This window comes from Exiguobacterium profundum (genome assembly GCF_042652865.1).
Classification (GTDB): domain Bacteria; phylum Bacillota; class Bacilli; order Exiguobacteriales; family Exiguobacteriaceae; genus Exiguobacterium; species Exiguobacterium profundum.
Genome location: NZ_JBHSHG010000001.1, coordinates 475,212 through 493,946, shown reverse-complemented (window position 1 = coordinate 493,946; position 18,735 = coordinate 475,212). Strand labels below are relative to the sequence as shown.

Below are 18,735 nucleotides of genomic sequence, written 5' to 3'. Positions count from 1 at the left end.
TTAAAAGAGATCGTTACTATCTACGATAAGGGCGACGCGACCGTCACCAAGAATGGTCGCACCAGAGATAGCTGGAATCCCTTCAAGATACGTACCGAGCGGTTTCATGACAATTTCTTGTTGACCGATCAAATCGTTGACGACGACGCCGACGAGTTTGTTGCCTTTTCGAACGACGACGACCGGGAATTGCGACTTCGTCTCTGATTCGATGCCAAACATTTCTTTCATGTAGACGAGTGGGACCAGTTGACCACGGAAGTCGAAGACTCGCTCACGGTGTGCTGTCAAAATGTCCGCTTCATCAAGTAATGTCGTCTCAAGGATCGATGTCAATGGAATCGCATACGATTCCTCTCCCACTTGAACGAGCATCGCCGAGATGATAGAGAGGGTGAGCGGTAAGCTGACCTGGAACTTCGTGCCTTGTCCCCCAACCGTCTCTAGAGAAACGACCCCACCGAGTGACTCGATTTTATTTTTGACGACATCCAGTCCGACACCGCGTCCTGACAAGTCAGTGACCACGTCTGCCGTCGAGAAGCCCGGAGCAAAGATCAGCATCGCCAATTCGTTCTCAGACATCGTCGTCGCTTCTTCATCTGTGATCACGCCGCGCTCCAACGCTTTCGAACGAACCTTGTCGACGTTGATGCCGGCACCATCGTCCTCGATTTCAATGAAGACTCGGTTTCCGCCGTGATACGCACGGAGTGCAAGCATGCCCTGCTCCGGTTTTCCGGCTTGAAGACGTACTTCCGGACGTTCGATGCCGTGATCGATGGCGTTACGGATCAAGTGGACGAGCGGATCGCCAATTTCATCGATGACCGTGCGATCGAGTTCTGTTTCAGCACCTGAAATGTCCAACTGGACTTTTTTATGAATCTCTTTTGCGACCGAACGCACCATTCGTGGGAAGCGATTGAACACTTGTTCGATTGGCATCATCCGGAGGGTCAAGACGAGTGATTGTAACTCGTTCGTTCCCCGCTTGATTTTTTCGACCGTTTCATTCAATTCTGGTTGACCGACTTCGTCCGCCAGGCGCTCAAGGCGTCCACGGTCGATAATGAACTCTTCAAACAAGTTCATCAGACGATCAATTCGTTCTAAGTTGACGCGAATCGTTTTTGCTTGTGCTTGAGCGGCTACTTGCTCTTTCGTATCTTTCGCTTCTTCCTTGTCCGAGGTAGCTTGAACGACAGGTTCAGGTGCAATCGTCTCCGCTGTCACAGCGACTTCTGGCTCACTGACCGCTGTTTCTGTAAACGCATTGACTTCGACGCGCTCCACTTCCGATACTTGAGCGATGGCATGTTCAATCACTTCTGCCGTCTCTTGTGACAAGAATAAGACGTCGAACGACAAGTCAAATTGCTCTTGTTCGATTTCTTCTGTCTCCGGATGTGTGCTGACGACCTCACCTAGTTCTTGAAGGCGATCGAATACCATATACGCACGGGCCGCTTTCAAGACGACCGCGTCAGACAGTTTGACTGTGATTTGATACGCCTCAAAGCCTGTCTGTTTGGCTTGCTCGATGACCGAGTTCGTATATAAATCAATCTCAAACGTGCTCGTCTCTGAAGTTTTTTCGACTGCGACTTCTTTCCCACCGATGAAGGATTGGAATGCGGCGACCGTTTCTGATACATCCACGTTCGCGCCTTGTCCTCCGCTTTCGATGTCCGCAATCATGTCTTCCATCTGTTCCATGGCGATGAACATCGTATCCAACAAGAGTTGGTTACTTTCCTTTTTGCCGCCACGGACGAGGTCGAGCGCGCTCTCCATCTCATGTGTCAAGTTGGCAACGCGTTCGTACCCCATCGTCGAAGACATCCCTTTTAGCGTGTGTGCCGACCGGAAGATCTCCTGTACAACATCCGCCCCACCCGATTGTTCTAATTTAAGTAATTGTGTGTTGATCGATTGGATATGTTCTTGGGATTCATCTAAAAACAACCCTAAGTATTCATTCACGTCCATCTCATTTGCCTCCCTGTCGTTATACTCGGTTCCACTGTTTTCGTAAGTTCCCCATCAAACGGTCCATCAAGTGACGTGGTTTCGGAGGCGTACCCGTAAGCGTTGTCAAAATTCGTTCGAGGCGCCAGCTAATATCACTCTTTCGGTTGTATTGATAAAACGGGACTTGGGCGATGACTGCCTTTCTGACAGATGAGTCGTCTGGTAGAAAGCCGAGGAATCGAATCGTCTTATTTAAAAACTGTTTACATGCGACTTCCATCCGTTCGAAACATTGAAGGGCTTCCTCACCGGACTGGGCTCGGTTGACGATGACGCCAAGCGGTAAGTCCGGGTACTGATGGTGCACCAGTTTCGTATATGCATAACCGTCCATTAGCGAGGTAGGTTCTGGAGTCAAAATCAAGAACATCTCATCGCAACCCGCGATGAATTGGAGTGAGGTGTCCGTCGCTCCAGCCCCCATATCGAACAGGACATAATCATATTCGGTCAATACTTCGAGTTCTCGCATGAGAAATTGCATGTCATCATCTGAGAGATGGACGAGTTGGTCCTGCCCACTCCCTCCATGTAATATATCGACACCATATACATTTTTCTGAACAGCTGCAGCCAATGGAATACGAGCTTTGACGGTCTCGATCATCGTTCTGGACTTCATGGCATTCATCAAGATGTGCACATTGGCCATTCCGATGTCAAAGTCGACAATCAACACTCGTTTTCCGAGTTCAGCTAGGGCGATGGCCGTGTTTACACAGACGTTCGTCTTTCCGACCCCACCTTTCCCACTAGCAAAGGCGATTGTCGTCGGATGGGCAGCATTGATTGCTCTTAAACGCCTTGCTTGGTCCATCTTGCCCACCCTTCTTTCTCAAACAGTCGTTTCGTCAGTGCGTCCGCATGCCCCCGAATCAGATCGTCCGGCACTTCTTGGCCGTCTGTCATCCAGGCGACCGGAAGACCGCTCTTTTTCACCATGCGGTACATCGCGTGGATATCACTTGTCTCGTCCGCCTTCGTAAAAATGAGTGAGCTAAGAGGCAATGACTCGAATTGCGAATAGATCATATCCATGTCCTTCGTTTTGGATGTCAAACTCAAAACGAGCGAAAGGCTTGTTTCAGTGAAGTCGTGATGTTCATGAAACTGTTCGACGTAAGCCGGATCGCGGAAATTTCGTCCCGCCGTGTCGATTAGCACGATGTCTTTACGAGCAAACAATTGCTTGGCACGCTTGAAGTCATGAAAGTCATATGCCACTTCCACCGGAATACTCATGATTTCAGCATACGTCTTCAACTGTTCGATGGCAGCGATTCGGTACGTGTCGGTCGTGATCAATCCGACCGTTTTGCCTTCCGTCAGTTTAAAGTGCGCCGCAAGTTTGGCGAGCGTGGTCGTCTTGCCGACCCCCGTCGGTCCAACGACCATAACATATCGTTTAGCTTCAGGCGGTTCAATGAACGACGATTTGACTTGTTCGTACACGAAACGTTCAGCTTCTTCTACAGATTTTGTCGTGTAGTATAGTTCGTTCAGCGTTTCCTCCCACGACTCATCCGCAAAGGATTCAGTCGAGAGCAGCGATTCGACGTGTTGCAACGAGGCGTGTAGTCTCGGTCCCGCTCCTCCGATCACACGTGGTGGCGTCTGCGTCACGACAGGTGGTGTTGGTGCTGTCCGAACAGGGACAGGCTGTCGTGGCTTTGTGACGACTTGCTCTTTTTCGAGGGCTGCGATGACCTCCACTTGCTTTGACGCAAAGAGACCGAACCATCCTGTCTTCACTTGTCGTGAGTTGAGGATGACCGCTTCGTCTCCGAGCTCTTGTTTCACTTTCGCCATCGCATCAGCCATGGTCTTCGCCGTAAACTTTTTAATCTGCATGTTAAATCACCCCAATACTTTTCACTTCGACGGAACTGAGTAATTCGTTATAAGCCAATACCGGCACATCTGGATAATACCGTTCGAGTAATTGACGAACGAACAGACGAATCGTTGGGGAACATAAAATCACAGCCGATGCCCCATATCGTTCAAACATCGACAGTTGTTCGCCAGTGCGCTCGATAATCTCTCGAGCTTGCTCTGGGTCGAGCGCCAAATAGTTCCCGAACTCCGTTTTCTGAACCGCGTCTTGCACCGTCTGTTCCGTCTGTCCGCCGAGTGTCACGACGTAAAGGGGACCTTCAGGTGGTTTGACTTGATCGGTCAATTGACGGGACAAGCCTTGACGGCAATACTCTCCTAAGATTTCCGCATCTTTCGTCACTTTTCCGTAGTCTGCCATCGTCTCGAACAGAAGCGGCAAGTTTCGAATGGAAACACTTTCTTGGAGTAAGTGGCGTAACACTTTCTGAATTTCGCCAATCGAAAGGACTGACGGCGTCACGTCCTCGACGAGAACCGGATGCGTCTCTTTCAGGTGCTCGACGAGTTGTTTCGTCTCTTCCCGACCGAGTAAATCTGCCGCATGTTTCTTCAACGTCTCGGTCAAGTGAGTCGCGACAACAGAAGGCGGATCAACGACGGTATACCCGCTCATTTCTGCCCGAGTTCGTGTTTCTTCATCAATCCAAAGGGCAGGAAGACCGAATGCTGGTTCCGTTGTTTCAATTCCATATACCTCAGGGTCTTCGATGCCCGGGCTCATCGCCAAGTAATGATCCAGCAATAGCTCTCCCTCTGCAACGACGTTCCCTTTGACTTTGATTCGGTACGCGTTCGGTGATAACTGCAAGTGATCGCGAATCCGGACCGTCGGTAAGATGAAGCCAAGCTCGAGTGCGAGTTGACGACGAATCATGACAACGCGGTCTAACAAGTCACCGCCTTGAGACTCATCTGCAAGCGGAATCAAGCCATATCCGAATTCAAATTCAATCGAGTCAATCTGCAACAGCGAGACGACTGATTCTGTCGGCGCTGTCGATGGTTCCTCTTCGAGCATCGGCTCTTCCGTTGCCTGACGGATATTTCGACGCATCGTGTAGGCGCCGAAGAATGCCGTTCCGGCTATGATCATCGTCACAGGAAGTAGGGGCGGTGATACAAAACCAAGCATGAAGACAATCGACCCGGCGATATAAAGGAGTGATGGGTTTTGACCGAGCTGGTCGATTACGTCTTCCCCTAAGTTTCCATCCGAGACGGCGCGGGTCACGATGATCCCGGTCGCGGTCGAAATCAAAAGTGCTGGGATTTGACTGACCAAGCCATCCCCGATTGTCATGAGTGAGAACGTTTGGAACGCTTCTCCAACTGGTAATCCCATTTGAACGACACCGATGATAATACCGAAGATCAAGTTGATCGTAACGATGATAATACCAGCGATGGCATCTCCTTTAACGAACTTCGATGCCCCGTCCATTGATCCATAGAAGTCCGCCTCGCTTTGAATTTTACGGCGACGCATCTGGGCTTCTTTGTCGTCAATTAAACCAGAGTTCAAATCGGCATCGATGGCCATCTGTTTCCCCGGCATCGCATCGAGTGTGAAGCGAGCAGATACTTCCGATACACGCTCTGCTCCTTTCGTGATGACGACGAATTGAATGATGACAAGAATCAGAAAGACGACAAATCCGACAAGGACATTTCCGCCGATGACGAAATCACCGAACGTCGCAATGACTTCCCCACCATAACCGTTCGATAGAATCGAACGGGTCGTCGATACGTTCAAACCAAGACGAAACAACGTCACAATCAATAAGAGAGAAGGGAATACGGAGAAGTCGAGTGCTTCCCGGGCATTCATCGCCACAAGTAGAATCATGATGGCAATCAAAATATTTACGATGATTAAAAAGTCTAATAAAAACCCCGGTAGCGGGATGATCAGCATGATGACAATCATCAACACACCAATCAAAATTGCAAAGTCTTTCGCTTTTACTGCCAACACATACTCCTCCTCAAGACGGTTGCTTCATTTGATAGACGAATGCCAGTACTTCCGCAATGGCTTGATAAAACGATTCGTCTACCACTTCACCGATGTCGATTTGCGCATAGAGCGCTCGCGCGAGTGGTTTATTTTCAACAATGGCCACGTCATGTTCTTTTGCGACATCTCGAATATGAAAGGCGACCCGGTCGACCCCTTTGGCGACCACGAGCGGCGCAAAATCTTTCGTGTCATCATATCGAATGACGACCGCGTAATGGGTCGGGTTCGTGATGACGACATCGGCATTCGGTATCTCTTGCATCATCCGTCGCATCGCCATTTCCCGTTGTTGCTGTTTGATTTTAGATTTGATGAGTGGGTCACCTTCAGTATTTTTGTACTCATCTTTTATATCTTGCTTAGACATTCGGATCGATTTCTCAAAATCAAATCGTTGGTAGAATAAATCGAGTAGTGCAAGTGCGAGCAAGGCGACACTTACCCAAAGACCAAGTTCGATTGTGATACTCGCGAGTGCGACAATCGATTCACGAACTTGTTCGACGGCCATCCGAGACAGTTCTTTCTGATTTTTCCAAAGGACAGCGACAGCGGTTGTCAGGATGATTAACAATTTGAATAAGGACTTTAAAAATTCGACGACCGCTTTCATACTGACGATGCGTTTGACCCCCTTGATTGGGTCGATCCGCTCAAGCTTTGGTTGAATGGCTTCTAAAGAAAATAACGTTCCGATTTGTAGGTAATTGATGAGAATCCCAAACACGACGGCGACGATAAAGAACGGAGCCAAAATCAAACCGACACGGAGCATTAAGTCGACGACCATATCCGACATGCCGCCCGTCACGTTAAACAATAAATACTCTGGGCTGAGTAAATCGCTGATTAAAGAAAGCAATTGCTGCCCAATCACGGGACCGAAAAAAGATAACATAAGAAACATCGCAAAAAGTGCGAACGCTCCAGTCAAATCGGCTGACTTGGCGACCTGCCCCTTCTTTCGGGAGTCTTCCCGTTTACGTGGCGTCGCTTTTTCTGTCTTTTCACCTGCAAAAAACTGTAGATTGACCGATAAAGGATATAGAGGCTTCTTCATGAGGCGTCTCCTAATATGAGCATAAAGTCGTGCATCACTTCTTGTAATAGCGGGATGAACTGGCTGATTCCTGTCAATGTCAGTCCCATCAATAAAACCATGACGGCAAAACCAGCGATAAGTTTAAATGAAAATCCGATGGCAAAGATATTGAATTGCGGTGCTGACTTCGCTAAAAAACCGAGAGCTAAGTCCACAAGCAGTAAGGAAGCCATCATCGGCAACGCTAATTGCAACGCGACCATCATTGTCATCGTGACGACTTTTACAGCCATCATCAATGAAGCTTCAGTAAAGTTGATCATCGGTTGGCCAGGCGGATAGATTTGAAAGCTATAATAAATGCCGTCAATCAGCAGAAGATGCAGGTTGCTCGTCAACAAAATGAATAGCGTAAAAATATAATAAAATCGTCCAATCAATGGTGATTGACCGCCAAACATCGGATCATATGCGGATGCCATCGCTAATCCGAGCTGTAAATCGATGACCCCACCGGCAATTTGCGGTGCAAAAAATAGGATGTTGATCAACAGTCCGAGTAAAAGTCCGATCATGACTTCATAGACGACTTGCAGGACAAACGCATTGGTCATTTGAATTGGCTCGGTCAATGTGAACATTGCATAGTATGCTAAAAACGCACTGAACGCGACGCGGTGCATGACCGGTAATTGTCTCGTCGAGAACAACGGGACACTGACAAAAAAGCCAGACAGTCGCGCGAACGTTAATCCATACATACTGATGAAGTCGACTGCATTCATTTCGAAGCAACCTCGACCATCAACTCAAAAATCAAACGCGTGAACCCTTCAATCTGTTGAAGCATCCACGGTCCAAAAATGACGAGACCGATGAAGACCGAGATAATTTTCGGAACGAACGATAACGTTTGTTCTTGAATTTGAGTCGTGGCCTGTAAAATCGAGATCACGAGACCGACGATCAGTGAGATGAGTAGAAGTGGCATTGATATTTTTAATAAGGTCCACACACTCTCTGTCGCCAAATAGATGACCATTTCTTGTGTCATGTCCGTTCCCCCTACATACTTCTAAGCAATGATTCCACAATCAAGTGCCAGCCATCGACCAATACAAACAATAATAATTTAAACGGCAGTGCAATCATGACTGGAGGAAGCATCATCATCCCCATCGACATGAGGACACTTGCGACTACCATATCAATGATTAAAAACGGTAAGAAAATCATGAAGCCGATTTGGAAAGCGGTCTTCAACTCACTGATCGCATAAGCAGGAACCAAAGCGAGGAGAGGTACATCATCGAGTGTCTCCGGCTGCTCGTAATTCCCATACTTTAAGAACAGTTGTAAATCTTCTTGTCTTGTATATTTCGACATGAACTCTTTCATCGTCCCACTTGCCTCATCGAACGCCTCATTTTGTGAGATCTTGTCATCGAGGTATGGTTTTAATGCGTTCTCATTTAAGTCAGAGAGAACTGGAGACATGACGAACAGTGTGATGAACAGTGCCAATCCGACAATCAATTGGTTCGGTGGCGTTTGCTGTGTACCGAGCGCCGGTCGAATGAATGACAAGACGACCACGACACGGGTAAAGCAAGTCATCAAGATTAAAAAGGATGGTGCGAGCGTCAGCAATGTTAACAAAATCAATAGCTTGATGGATGTCGATGTACTGTCCGGTGTTTCTAAATTGATCAATTGCTCAAACGTTGTCATGATTTCTTCCTCACTTCTTCTAGCTGAGCGAGTTGTTTCTTAAAGGTGTCTAAAAATGCATTCGAATTTGACGTTCGGAGTGACAAGGTTTCCGTTTGCTCTTCCTCCATCGTGTCCGCATCAAGTCGATCGATCAGTTGAATCGAATCGCCGACACCGAGTACATATACCTGGTCACCGAGCTTCACGAGCTGAACAGAGCGGTCTTTCCCAAGAGGGACGCCTCCGAGATGTTTCATATGTTGAGTCGCTTTCACGCCTTGTGTTTTGGAACCGAGCCAACGCATCAAAACGATAAATCCGCCGACCACGACCACGAGACTTAACACGACTTTCACGCCATTGCCAATGGTTGACGCTGTCGTTGGAACGTTACTTTCCTGTTCATCTGTCTGTTGTTGCTCGAATTGTTGGTCTACGGTGGCGGCCTCAACCGTGGTTGGACCGAAGAGCCCAACCACGAGAAGAATAATCAACCACCATTTCTTCATTGTGCGACCGTTTTAGAAACTGCTTCGATGACACGCTCTGCATTGAAAGGCTTGACGATAAAGTCTTTTGCACCAGCTTGAATGGCATCGATGACCATCGCTTGTTGTCCCATCGCTGAACACATGATGATTTTCGCATTCGAGTCGAAGCTACGAATTTCTTTCAATGCTGCGAGTCCATCCATCTCAGGCATCGTGATGTCAAGTGTGACGAGATCCGGTGTGAGTTCACGATATTTCGCGACAGCGTCCGCTCCGTTTTCCGCCTCACCTACTACGTCGTACCCGTTCTTTGTCAAAATGTCCTTAATCATCATACGCATGAACGCTGCGTCATCTACTACTAATACTTTTGCACTCATTCTAAATTCCTCCTTAAACGATTCCGATCCGCTCATGCGGTTGAATAATTTCTGTTACACGTACCCCAAAGTTTTCTTCAATGACGACGACTTCTCCTCTAGCGATTCGCTGTTGGTTGACATAAATGTCTACCGGCTCACCTGCTAATTTGTCGAGTTCAATGATGGAGCCTTGTGATAACTCAAGTACTTCCCGAACGGATTTTTTCGTTCTTCCTAACTCTACTGTCACGTTTAACGGGACATCATACAGCAACCCAAGATTTGCTGGGGCCGTTTCTTGTGACGCCGGTGATTGGAGTGGCATGAATTCCGCCTGGCTCACAGCTACTTCCGGCATAGATTTTTGCTTGTTTGGTTGTGGGGCAACGGACTGTGCTGGTTGTTGTGCTTGCGGCTGTGGTTTCGGTGCTTCCGCTTTCGGCTGCTCTTTTACCGGTTCTGATGCCGCTTGGACCTCTCCAGTCGCTTTCATCAACTCGTCGACTAACTGCTTTCCAAACTGAATTGGTGCAATCTGGACAATCGTTGAATCAATCAACGTGCCTACTTTGAGATTGAACTCAATGAGTACCATCGTCTCCCATAGTTCAAGGCGATCGATGATTGTCTGATTTTTTGTTGCATCAAACACTTCGACAAGCGGTGGCGAGATGTCAATTTTCTTCGAAAATACCGTCGATAAAGACGTTGCTGCCGCACCCATCATTTGATTCATCGCTTCTTGAACAGCTGATAAACGAATCTCATCAAGGCTCTCCGGATCAACATTCTCTCCACTTCCACCTAACATGAGGTCGGAGATGATTGCCGCATCTTCGCGAGTCAATACGAGAACGTTTTCCCCTTGGATTCCTTCTGTATAGCCAACTCGAAGTGCCACGTGAGGAGTGGGATAGCGTTCGCGTAACGCTTCAATTCTCACTTCACTGACAACCGGTGTCGTAATTTCAACCTTCTGTTGTAATAATGTTGACAAGGCTGTTGCCGAGTTCCCGAATGAAATATTCCCAATTTCTCCGAGTGCGTCGCTCTCCATCGAATCTAAATGTTCTTCTTTTGCTTCGACTTCTGGCGTCGGCGTATTGTCGCTTGTCCCACGTAATAACGCATCAATTTCATCTTGTGACAGCATCTCACTCATTGCTCTTCCTCCTTCACACGGTGAAGCACTTGAACCGCCATTCGCTTCCCGCTCACACCGACTTGCCCTTTAAATACTTTATTTTCCCCCACCATGACGGACAGAGGTTCTTTTGCTAATTGATCGAGTGCCAAACAATCTCCGACTTCTAGATGCAACAAATCTCCAAACGTGATTGTCGTCCCACCGAGTAAGGATACAACTTCGACTGTCGAGTTCATCAATTGAGCTTTAAGTGGCTCTTTACTCGATTGACTTGCATTCCGTCGATTCGCTTCTTGCATCCAATAATGACTCGATAGTTTGGACAATACCGGTTCGATTGTCACGAATGGAAGACAAACGTTGATGGTTCCGCTCACTTCACCAATCGTCACACCAATCGAAATCAAGACGACCGTTTCGTTTGGTGAAACGAGTTGCAGGAACTGCGGATTCACTTCAACAGCTGACATTTCTGCTTTAATCTCAGCAATCGATTCCCAAGCATCTCCATAAGTCGAAAAGGCTCGTTTGTACAATTGCGTCAAAATCCGCATCTCAATTTCGGTGAACGATTCGATTTTATCCATCTCGACACCAGGACCTCCGAGTAACCGGTCTAGCATCGCGTATGAGATGTTCGGATTGACTTCGATGATGAATCGTCCGTTTAACGGTGGCGCCTCAATCAAGTTGATCATCGTCATGCTCGGAATGGAATGAATGAATTCATCGTACGGTAATTGTTCGACCGAGTTGACCGAAAACTGAACATATGTGCGAAGTTGAGCCGAAAAAAATGTCGTGAGCATACGCGTGAAATGTTCGTGAATCCGAGTTAAGCTGCGAATTTGGTCTTTTGAAAATCGAACGGCTCGCTTGAAGTCGTATTGTCGAACTTTCTTCTCTTCCTCTTGCGCGAGAAAGGAGTCCGCTTCGACATCCCCACTGCTTAAAGCAGATAGTAAGGCATCAATTTCTTGTTGAGACAGTACTTCTCCCATGATGCCACCTCACTGAATAATTTTCTTCGTCATATAGACGCGTTGGACTTCACCTTCTTCAAGCAGTCCGTTAAGTTGTTCTCGTAATGTTTGTTCGAACTTTTGCATATCTTCTTTTGTTGCCAATTGGGCTTTCGTCATCCCGGATAAATCACCCAAAATGACGTTGTGAACTTGGAACTTGCGTAGTTCTAAATTCTCTTTCGTTTCAGCCGAATCTGTGACAATCGTAAATTGAACGTTAATGAAACGCTCGTCTTGAATGTTGGTCGTCATGTCATCAGTCATGAAACTCCGTTCTGCCAACTCTTCAGCTGTGACAGGTTTCGTTTTAGCAGTGACGTTATCACCAAAGACATATTTGTAAGTCATGAATCCGGCACCGCCCATGACGAGCAGGACGACAAGCAGGATGATTACGACTTTTAGGCCGCCACCTTTTTTCTTTTCTTCTTCACTCATCTTCTTCACCTCTTGTGAACATCGTTCCGACTAAACCGATTGAGCGGTAAAAGGCTTCAGTTCGTTCAATGATTTGATCTTTCGTTTCTTTTACGAGATACGTTTTGCCATTAAACAATTGGATGATCGTGTCGGGCTCTGCCTTCACCGTTTCGATGAGCAAAGCGTTCAGCACGAACTCCTCACCGCGAAATGCCGTGACACGAATCATCAGCGTTTCAAGTTGACGAGCTCTTGAAGGATCTCGTCCGATGTTGTGATAATGCGTGTGTTCGCCTGGAATCCACGCTGTGCCACGATCATTTCTGTGAACTCTTCTGAAAGGTCAACGTTTGACATTTCGAGTGCGCCTGAGACAAGTTCTCCACGACCAGCGACTCCCGGTACACCTGGATTCGGTGCGCCAGAGTTTTGAGATTGAATATAGTTGTTTGCACCAACCTTAGACAGACCTGCGTTGTTAGCAAATGTAACGACTTGAATTTGACCCAAGTTCACAGAAGCCCCTGCAGCATTTACATAACTGACTTGTCCATCTTTACCAATTGAAAGAGATTTAGCACCGGCCGGAACAGTGATTTTTGTATTTGTTGTACTAAGGACATATGCTCCATCACCGTTAACGATATCTCCAGCATTATCAGTATAGAAGTTACCGGCACGTGTATATTGTGTTTGCCCGTTCACATTAATTGCGAAGAACCCTTCACCTGAAATCCCGACGTCAAGGGCACGTCCCGTGTTTTGCATCGCTCCTTGGTTGTATACGTTATCGACCGTAGCCATCGTTCCCCCGAGACCGACTTCTTTCGGGTTGACTCCACCGGCTGTTGTCCCGTTCCCACCTGACGCACTTCCGACTTGCTGGCTAACGAGATCTTTAAAGGTAACGCGACCTTTTTTATAACCGAACGTGTTGACGTTGGCGATGTTGTTCCCGACGACGTCTAGCTTCGATTGGAAGTTCTTCAATCCACTGATTCCTGAGTACATTGCTCTTAACATAATGCATTCCTCCTATGCTTATTTGATCGATGTGATATCGTACACGCTGACGGATGTTCCGTCTTCAAGATCGGCCATATATCCGGTTAAGTCGTTACGAGAAATGGAAACGACACGACCTGTGCCTTTCGTCGTCTCTTCACTCGTTTCGGTTGTAAAGTTGATTGTTTTCCCAATCATGCTACTGTATTCAGAAATCGACGACATGTGACGGTCGACGAGAACCGAGTCGAGTTGTTTTGAGATGGCTTGCATTTGCTCGAGAGACGAGAACTGCGCCATCTGTGCGATGAACTCTTTATCTTCCATCGGCGACATCGGGTCCTGGTTCGCGATTTGAGCGAGAAGCAACTTCATAAACATGTCTTTATCGTATTGATTTGTCGCTTTTGGGAGCGACTGATCTGGCAATGTATAATCATTCGTCTTCGGTTGGATGCTCGTCATCTTCAGACCCTCCTTTAGGCTGTTCTTGTGGTTGTTCTTGTTCCGGTTGCTCGGAACCATCGGACAAGGCTGATTTTGAATCGAGCGCTTGCTGTGTCAAGTTGACCTCGACCCGAACGTTTTGCGAATGGGGTGTCAACGTTTGTTGCAACTGTTGAACCTGTGACTGGATCAGTTGCTTCGCCTCTTGATTGCTGGCAAACATCTTGACGACAAGTTCTCCATTCTTCCGCTCTAGCTTGACGACGAGTTCCCCTAACTGCTCCGGATACAATCTTACAGTGAAGACTTTTGAACCATCTGCCCCACTTTTGAACGGTGCCTTTTGCAAAGCCGCTTCAATCCGAGCTTGTAAATTTTCAGGAAGGGATCCTTTCGAAGCATACATGACCGTGTCCACGTCAATCTGTGGTCTTGACCAGTTCATCCCTTTCGGCATCCAGTCTACGTTATTTGGCTGTAGCGCAGGTTTTGCGATTTTTACGGTTTCAACATTTGGCAAGATGGGAACTTCTTTCAATGTACCTTCGATTGGTCCTTTATACTGTGTGATGATCCGTTGCATCGTTTGAACCTGTTTGGCAAGTTCTTGGTTTGGAACTTGTTGAGTTAGTGCAATGTTGGTCGTCTGAGCATTTCCCTCTGTTTGCTTCGTAGTATGGACTTTCGGCGTAGTCGTCGTCTGTACAATCGCCGGTAAAACCGAAGACGGGATTTCAGTCTCAGGCGAAGGATTAGACAATTGACCGAGTAAACTTACATATGCATCCATAAACGTCCGATACGCATCTTGTGGCAGTGATTTTAGCCACTTCAATGTATCAGGCTTTTGAAACCATGTTTCGAGTTCCTGTGCCACTTTTTCCAAATCGACTGATCCTTCAGGAAGCACACCTTCTTCAAGTTGAGGAAGTTCTGCCTGCTCCCCTGAGCCTTGCATTGGGGCAAGCATCGCAGAAAGGAGGCTTAAAAATCCACCTGCTCCCTGTGATTCTCCCTCCACTGCTCCAGTACGAGCCATCGATCCTTGAATGGCTTGCGTCAATAAAGCGATATTCAATGTTGGCCCTCCCTTCTTGTGTTCATTGGAGAAGCTGCGTCACAACCGCAGCCTGTTGCGCATTCATTCGTCCTAAGATGTCTGCCTGTTGCTTAGGTGATAGCTCCTTCAACAGTTCAGCAACTTGAGGGCTTTCGAGTTCACCCATAATAGCTGCCGCCTGTTTGGCTGACATTTCTTCATAAACGCTGGCGACATCAGATGAGGTCTCCTCTTCTTTTGACGCTGTCTCTAGTTCCGAGACGAGTCGATCTCGTTCACGAATCAAATCGGTGATTTCTTCTTGTCTAGCCTTTACTTCGTTCGTCAATTCAACATTTTCGTTGCGAAGTTTTTCAATCTCACTGTTCGCCGCTTTTAATCGGTTCGCTGCGTCCGAATCGATTCCCGTCACATTCACCTGCGTCTCCGTTTTTTTTAATTCTTCCGTTTTCTCGTCCTCGTTCACTTCTAATAAGGGAACGGATAAGAGCGGACGGTCCATCGCATAGTTCATGACGACAATCCCACCGACTAAGATGAAGATTGCTGGAATGAGGACCAACGCCACAATCATTTGCTTGCCTCGTTTATTGTTCTCTTTTGCCATGCTACTTCCCTTTCCCATGATGAATCACAGCAAGTTCATCCATCATTTGTTGCTCTGTAAGTTTAGCTACCGTCATCTCTTGCATGCTGACCTTTTCATGGAGCGTCACGTATTTCTTTTCTTCCACCACTTTACCGAGCAATCGTTCTTGCGACGCATGATAGCGATTGCGGGCCTGTTGTACGACGAGCTGTTGCGTTTCGATTTGACGTTTCACTTGCTCTCGCGTCTTTTCTCGATACTGCGACATGAGAAGGTCGATGTTTCCAGATTGTTCGTCTTGGTGTTTGATGAGCGACTCATACATGAGAAGAAGGTCATATAGCTTCTCCATCTCTGTCTCAAGTCTTGCCTTAAATCCTCTGACTTCTATGGCGGCATCTTCTTTTTCATGTTCCGCAATCGGCATGATTCGTTCTAATATGAGTCTATTCATGATTCACCTCGTGCAATATGTGACAAGTGGGTCATCGTCTGTTCGAAAGCAGCATCTTCTTCGATCGATTGTTTCAAAAACGTCAACAAGTATGGATATTTCTCCACAGCGGTATCAATTGAAGGATTGGTGCCTTTTTTATACGCTCCGATATTGATTAAATCTTCCGCGTCAATATAGGTCGCGAGCCAACTGCGGAACGTTTGAGCTGCATCTCTGTGTGAAGGGGAAGCGATTTGGTTCATGACCCGACTGATGGATTTTAGTACATGGATTGCCGGGAATTGCCCACGGTTTGCGAGCGCCCGGTCCATCACAAAGTGTCCGTCTAAAATCCCCCGCACCGCGTCGGCAATCGGTTCATTCATATCATCCCCGTCGACGAGGACCGTATAGAATGCAGTGATTGAACCTGTCGCCGCTGTTCCACTTCGCTCTAATAGTTGAGGTAACATGGCGAATACGGATGGGGTGTACCCTTTCGATGTTGGGGGTTCGCCCGTCGCAAGACCAATCTCACGCTGTGCCATCGCAAAACGTGTCACCGAGTCCATCATCAAGACCACTTCTTTCCCTTGGTCCCGGAAGTACTCGGCAATCGCGGTCGCCGTGTAAGCTCCCTTCAACCGGACAAGCGGGGGTTGGTCGCTTGTCGCTACAATCACGACGGAACGAGCCATGCCTTCTGGTCCGAGTTCTTTTTCGATGAACTCTTTTACTTCCCGACCCCGTTCTCCAATCAAGGCGATGACGTTAATATCTGCCGAAGATCGTTTGGCAATCATCCCGAGCAAGGTCGACTTCCCTACACCGGAACCAGCAAACAAACCGACCCGTTGTCCTTTTCCTACAGTCAACAGTCCATCAATCATGCGTACACCGGTCGACAGCGCATCTAAAATCCTTGGTCGATTCAAAGGATTCGGAGGTTTACGTTGAACGTCGTAACGCTTACCGGTCACAAGACGCTCACCTGAAAGTGGACGTCCCAAACCATCGAGCACTTGACCAATCAACTCTTCCCCTACAGGAACTTGAAGCATTTTTCCCGTTCCCTTTACAAGACACCCTGGCGCAATTTGCGTAGTTTCACCGTATGGCATGAGCAGAACACGCTCTTCATTGAATCCGACAACCTCTGCTTCAACCGTTTCATTCGACGGAAGGACAATCAAACAGCGTTCTCCGACAAATGCACTCGGCCCATTCGACTCAATCATCAATCCGATGACACGGCAAACTCGACCGATTTTTCGTGTGAACTCGCCGTCCGAAGACTGCTTGATTGAGTCAAGAACCTGCTCAATAAGCACCATCCGCTAAAACCTCCTCGATTTTAGCTTGAATCCGTTCGAAACTATACGTTAAATCGACTTCATTCCCACGATGTGGCGACTCGATTCGGACTGCCGTTTCATCCAATGATCCGTCCCCACGATATTTCAAAGGGGGTGTCTCTTCTGTCCGCCACATCGCTTCGAATTGCTGAATCGAGGCAAGACGTGTCGGATGAACAAAGATTGTGATTGCTTCGGCATCGATCCAATGTGACATTTGATCACGGATCATCGTCGCAAAGAGTTCTTCATCTTTCCGAACAAGTTCCGTTGTCACATGTGCACTGACCGAGATTGCCAGCTCAATGAGTTGTTCTTCCGCTTGTCTCCATTTTTCTTCAAATAAGAGTTCAAGTTCGGTCGAAACGGAATTTAATCTTGTGGTGATGTCCTCGAACTCAGCCAATCCGTCCTGTCTACCTTGAAGGAGACCTTCCTGATACCCTTCTGAACGCGCCTCCTCGAACACCTGTTGTTTCAACCGCTCCAACTGTTCGACTTCGGTCAACTGAAACTGTTGAAATGCTTCTTCGTCCTGCTTCAACTTCTCATAGCGCGACTGAATGACATCGTGATGATTGATTCCGTCATTCGGTTCTATAATGGGTGTTTCTAAGCGCTTGGATTCAATCCGTTGCGGAATATTCGATGTTGCACGTTGGCGTTTGATCACATTAGACAACGATGTCATCTCCTCCACCTCGACTGATTACAATCTCACCGACGTCCTCTAGGCGACGAATGATTCCGACGATTCGGCTCTGTGCCTCTTCGACGTCACGCAACCGTACCGGTCCCATGAATTCCATATCTTCTTTGAACGTTTCGACCATACGTTGTGACATGTTTTTGAAGATAATTTGTTTGACTTCCTCCGAAGAGACCTTGAGCGCAAGTAACAAGTCGTCGTTCGCCACTTCGCGAATGATTCGTTGAATCGCACGAGAATCGAGCGTAACGATATCTTCGAAGACGAACATCCGCTTTTTGATTTCTTCTGCAAGTTCCGGGTCTTCGATTTCGAGCGCATCGAGAATGGTACGTTCGGTCGTCCGGTCTACACCGTTCAAGACTTCGACGACTGCTTCGATTCCACCAGATTGGGCATAATCTTGCATATCCGTCTGCGACAAGTTCTTCTCAAGGATTTGTTCCACTTCATGGATGACGTCTGGATTGAGTCGATCCATCGTCGCAATCCGTTTTGCGACTTCCGATTGAATCTCAGGTGGAAGTTCCGAGAGGATTTGCCCTGACTTGACGGGTTCTAAATGCGCTAAGATTAACGCAATCGTCTGTGGGTGCTCGTTTTGGATAAAGTTCAATAACTGTTTCGGGTCTGCTTTTCGTGCAAACTCGAACGGTCTGACCTGTAAGGTGGAAGTCAGACGATGAATCAATGCCATCGCCTTGTCTTCACCAACTGCTTTTTCAAGGACAGTTTTCGCAAACCCGATTCCACCCTGAGTGATATAACTTTGTGCCATGGCGAGTTCATGGAACTCACCGAGAATACTATCCTTTTCTTCCGGGGACACTTTTTTTAACGCTGAAATTTGAAGCGTCAGTTGTTCCATCTCTTCTTCTGAAAGATGTTTGTAGACGTTCGCTGCCACTTCAGGTCCCAGGGAAATCATGAGCATCGCTGCTTTTTCGCGATTCGATTGTTTTGCATAGTTCACGTTAC

General features: G+C 47.5%; 22 protein-coding genes. All 22 read right to left on the bottom strand.

The genetic code is table 11. From position 1 onward, the window contains the following. From ACFO4U_RS02545 to fliG, 22 genes are read right to left on the bottom strand one after another with little or no spacing between them, the layout of a single operon-like run. Positions 1–1,992, bottom strand: a complete 1,992-nt coding sequence (locus ACFO4U_RS02545; RefSeq protein WP_159562098.1) for a chemotaxis protein CheA — start codon at positions 1,990–1,992, stop codon at positions 1–3. A gap of 19 nt (positions 1,993–2,011) precedes the next feature. Then, entirely contained in the window at positions 2,012–2,851 is an 840-nt protein-coding gene (locus tag ACFO4U_RS02540) for a MinD/ParA family protein (RefSeq protein WP_074037232.1), read from the bottom strand. Further along, positions 2,830–3,885, bottom strand: coding sequence for a flagellar biosynthesis protein FlhF (locus ACFO4U_RS02535; protein WP_074037233.1), 1,056 nt, complete (start codon positions 3,883–3,885; stop codon positions 2,830–2,832). Before ACFO4U_RS02535 ends, ACFO4U_RS02540 begins: the two co-directional genes overlap by 22 nt. A 1-nt stretch (position 3,886) precedes the next feature. Then, the gene (gene flhA, locus ACFO4U_RS02530; protein WP_159562096.1) at positions 3,887–5,908 is read right to left on the bottom strand and encodes a flagellar biosynthesis protein FlhA; all 2,022 of its coding nucleotides are present in this window, start codon (positions 5,906–5,908) and stop codon (positions 3,887–3,889) included. Between the two features lie 13 nt (positions 5,909–5,921). Continuing rightward, on the bottom strand, positions 5,922–7,016 hold the full coding sequence (gene flhB / locus ACFO4U_RS02525; RefSeq protein WP_159562095.1) for a flagellar biosynthesis protein FlhB: 1,095 nt from the start codon (positions 7,014–7,016) through the stop codon (positions 5,922–5,924). Continuing rightward, positions 7,013–7,783: a flagellar biosynthetic protein FliR gene (fliR, locus tag ACFO4U_RS02520; RefSeq protein ID WP_074037236.1), complete on the bottom strand. Its 771-nt coding sequence runs from the start codon at positions 7,781–7,783 to the stop codon at positions 7,013–7,015. Before fliR ends, flhB begins: the two co-directional genes overlap by 4 nt. Continuing rightward, positions 7,780–8,052, bottom strand: coding sequence for a flagellar biosynthesis protein FliQ (fliQ, locus tag ACFO4U_RS02515; protein WP_015881403.1), 273 nt, complete (start codon positions 8,050–8,052; stop codon positions 7,780–7,782). The genes fliR and fliQ overlap by 4 nt, the downstream gene beginning before the upstream one ends. Before the next feature lie 11 nt (positions 8,053–8,063). Beyond that, entirely contained in the window at positions 8,064–8,729 is a 666-nt protein-coding gene (fliP, locus tag ACFO4U_RS02510) for a flagellar type III secretion system pore protein FliP (RefSeq protein WP_074037237.1), read from the bottom strand. Then, the gene (locus tag ACFO4U_RS02505; RefSeq protein WP_074037238.1) at positions 8,726–9,220 is read right to left on the bottom strand and encodes a flagellar biosynthetic protein FliO; all 495 of its coding nucleotides are present in this window, start codon (positions 9,218–9,220) and stop codon (positions 8,726–8,728) included. Before ACFO4U_RS02505 ends, fliP begins: the two co-directional genes overlap by 4 nt. Continuing rightward, a complete protein-coding gene (locus ACFO4U_RS02500; RefSeq protein ID WP_015881400.1) occupies positions 9,217–9,582 on the bottom strand; it encodes a response regulator in 366 nt (121 codons plus the stop codon). The genes ACFO4U_RS02505 and ACFO4U_RS02500 overlap by 4 nt, the downstream gene beginning before the upstream one ends. Before the next feature lie 13 nt (positions 9,583–9,595). Continuing rightward, entirely contained in the window at positions 9,596–10,726 is a 1,131-nt protein-coding gene (gene fliY, locus ACFO4U_RS02495) for a flagellar motor switch phosphatase FliY (RefSeq protein ID WP_159562094.1), read from the bottom strand. Next, the gene (gene fliM / locus ACFO4U_RS02490; RefSeq protein ID WP_159562093.1) at positions 10,723–11,712 is read right to left on the bottom strand and encodes a flagellar motor switch protein FliM; all 990 of its coding nucleotides are present in this window, start codon (positions 11,710–11,712) and stop codon (positions 10,723–10,725) included. The genes fliY and fliM overlap by 4 nt, the downstream gene beginning before the upstream one ends. A 9-nt stretch (positions 11,713–11,721) precedes the next feature. Then, a complete protein-coding gene (locus ACFO4U_RS02485) occupies positions 11,722–12,174 on the bottom strand; it encodes a flagellar basal body-associated FliL family protein (protein ID WP_015881397.1) in 453 nt (150 codons plus the stop codon). After that, on the bottom strand, positions 12,167–12,385 hold the full coding sequence (locus ACFO4U_RS02480) for a flagellar FlbD family protein (protein ID WP_031421671.1): 219 nt from the start codon (positions 12,383–12,385) through the stop codon (positions 12,167–12,169). Before ACFO4U_RS02480 ends, ACFO4U_RS02485 begins: the two co-directional genes overlap by 8 nt. Continuing rightward, positions 12,385–13,179 (bottom strand): flagellar basal body rod protein FlgG, encoded by a 795-nt coding sequence (gene flgG, locus ACFO4U_RS02475; RefSeq protein ID WP_214691055.1) that lies wholly within the window; start codon positions 13,177–13,179, stop codon positions 12,385–12,387. Before flgG ends, ACFO4U_RS02480 begins: the two co-directional genes overlap by 1 nt. An 18-nt stretch (positions 13,180–13,197) precedes the next feature. Continuing rightward, a complete protein-coding gene (locus ACFO4U_RS02470) occupies positions 13,198–13,626 on the bottom strand; it encodes a flagellar hook capping FlgD N-terminal domain-containing protein (protein ID WP_214782949.1) in 429 nt (142 codons plus the stop codon). After that, positions 13,598–14,686, bottom strand: a complete 1,089-nt coding sequence (locus tag ACFO4U_RS02465) for a flagellar hook-length control protein FliK (RefSeq protein WP_215244044.1) — start codon at positions 14,684–14,686, stop codon at positions 13,598–13,600. Before ACFO4U_RS02465 ends, ACFO4U_RS02470 begins: the two co-directional genes overlap by 29 nt. Positions 14,687–14,708: 22 nt before the next feature. Continuing rightward, positions 14,709–15,275, bottom strand: a complete 567-nt coding sequence (locus tag ACFO4U_RS02460; RefSeq protein ID WP_215244045.1) for a MotE family protein — start codon at positions 15,273–15,275, stop codon at positions 14,709–14,711. Position 15,276: 1 nt separating this feature from the next. After that, on the bottom strand, positions 15,277–15,711 hold the full coding sequence (locus ACFO4U_RS02455) for a flagellar FliJ family protein (RefSeq protein WP_159562090.1): 435 nt from the start codon (positions 15,709–15,711) through the stop codon (positions 15,277–15,279). Beyond that, a complete protein-coding gene (fliI, locus tag ACFO4U_RS02450) occupies positions 15,708–17,027 on the bottom strand; it encodes a flagellar protein export ATPase FliI (protein ID WP_159562089.1) in 1,320 nt (439 codons plus the stop codon). Before fliI ends, ACFO4U_RS02455 begins: the two co-directional genes overlap by 4 nt. Next, positions 17,014–17,739, bottom strand: a complete 726-nt coding sequence (locus ACFO4U_RS02445) for a FliH/SctL family protein (RefSeq protein ID WP_159562088.1) — start codon at positions 17,737–17,739, stop codon at positions 17,014–17,016. The genes fliI and ACFO4U_RS02445 overlap by 14 nt, the downstream gene beginning before the upstream one ends. Next, positions 17,723–18,730, bottom strand: coding sequence for a flagellar motor switch protein FliG (fliG, locus tag ACFO4U_RS02440; protein ID WP_026826250.1), 1,008 nt, complete (start codon positions 18,728–18,730; stop codon positions 17,723–17,725). Before fliG ends, ACFO4U_RS02445 begins: the two co-directional genes overlap by 17 nt. Between the last annotated feature and the right edge of the window lie 5 nt (positions 18,731–18,735).

Coding starts and splice junctions, on each gene's coding strand:
- ACFO4U_RS02545 (WP_159562098.1), bottom strand. CDS start 1,992: ATGGACGTGAATGAATACTTAGGGTTGTTTTTAGATGAATCCCAAGAA.
- ACFO4U_RS02540 (WP_074037232.1), bottom strand. CDS start 2,851: ATGGACCAAGCAAGGCGTTTAAGAGCAATCAATGCTGCCCATCCGACG.
- ACFO4U_RS02535 (WP_074037233.1), bottom strand. CDS start 3,885: ATGCAGATTAAAAAGTTTACGGCGAAGACCATGGCTGATGCGATGGCG.
- flhB (WP_159562095.1), bottom strand. CDS start 7,016: ATGAAGAAGCCTCTATATCCTTTATCGGTCAATCTACAGTTTTTTGCA.
- fliR (WP_074037236.1), bottom strand. CDS start 7,783: ATGAATGCAGTCGACTTCATCAGTATGTATGGATTAACGTTCGCGCGA.
- fliQ (WP_015881403.1), bottom strand. CDS start 8,052: ATGACACAAGAAATGGTCATCTATTTGGCGACAGAGAGTGTGTGGACC.
- fliP (WP_074037237.1), bottom strand. CDS start 8,729: ATGACAACGTTTGAGCAATTGATCAATTTAGAAACACCGGACAGTACA.
- ACFO4U_RS02505 (WP_074037238.1), bottom strand. CDS start 9,220: ATGAAGAAATGGTGGTTGATTATTCTTCTCGTGGTTGGGCTCTTCGGT.
- ACFO4U_RS02500 (WP_015881400.1), bottom strand. CDS start 9,582: ATGAGTGCAAAAGTATTAGTAGTAGATGACGCAGCGTTCATGCGTATG.
- fliY (WP_159562094.1), bottom strand. CDS start 10,726: ATGAGTGAGATGCTGTCACAAGATGAAATTGATGCGTTATTACGTGGG.
- fliM (WP_159562093.1), bottom strand. CDS start 11,712: ATGGGAGAAGTACTGTCTCAACAAGAAATTGATGCCTTACTATCTGCT.
- ACFO4U_RS02485 (WP_015881397.1), bottom strand. CDS start 12,174: ATGAGTGAAGAAGAAAAGAAAAAAGGTGGCGGCCTAAAAGTCGTAATC.
- ACFO4U_RS02480 (WP_031421671.1), bottom strand. CDS start 12,385: ATGATTCGTGTCACGGCATTTCGCGGTGAGGAGTTCGTGCTGAACGCT.
- flgG (WP_214691055.1), bottom strand. CDS start 13,179: ATGTTAAGAGCAATGTACTCAGGAATCAGTGGATTGAAGAACTTCCAA.
- ACFO4U_RS02470 (WP_214782949.1), bottom strand. CDS start 13,626: ATGACGAGCATCCAACCGAAGACGAATGATTATACATTGCCAGATCAG.
- ACFO4U_RS02460 (WP_215244045.1), bottom strand. CDS start 15,275: ATGGCAAAAGAGAACAATAAACGAGGCAAGCAAATGATTGTGGCGTTG.
- ACFO4U_RS02455 (WP_159562090.1), bottom strand. CDS start 15,711: ATGAATAGACTCATATTAGAACGAATCATGCCGATTGCGGAACATGAA.
- fliI (WP_159562089.1), bottom strand. CDS start 17,027: ATGGTGCTTATTGAGCAGGTTCTTGACTCAATCAAGCAGTCTTCGGAC.
- ACFO4U_RS02445 (WP_159562088.1), bottom strand. CDS start 17,739: ATGACATCGTTGTCTAATGTGATCAAACGCCAACGTGCAACATCGAAT.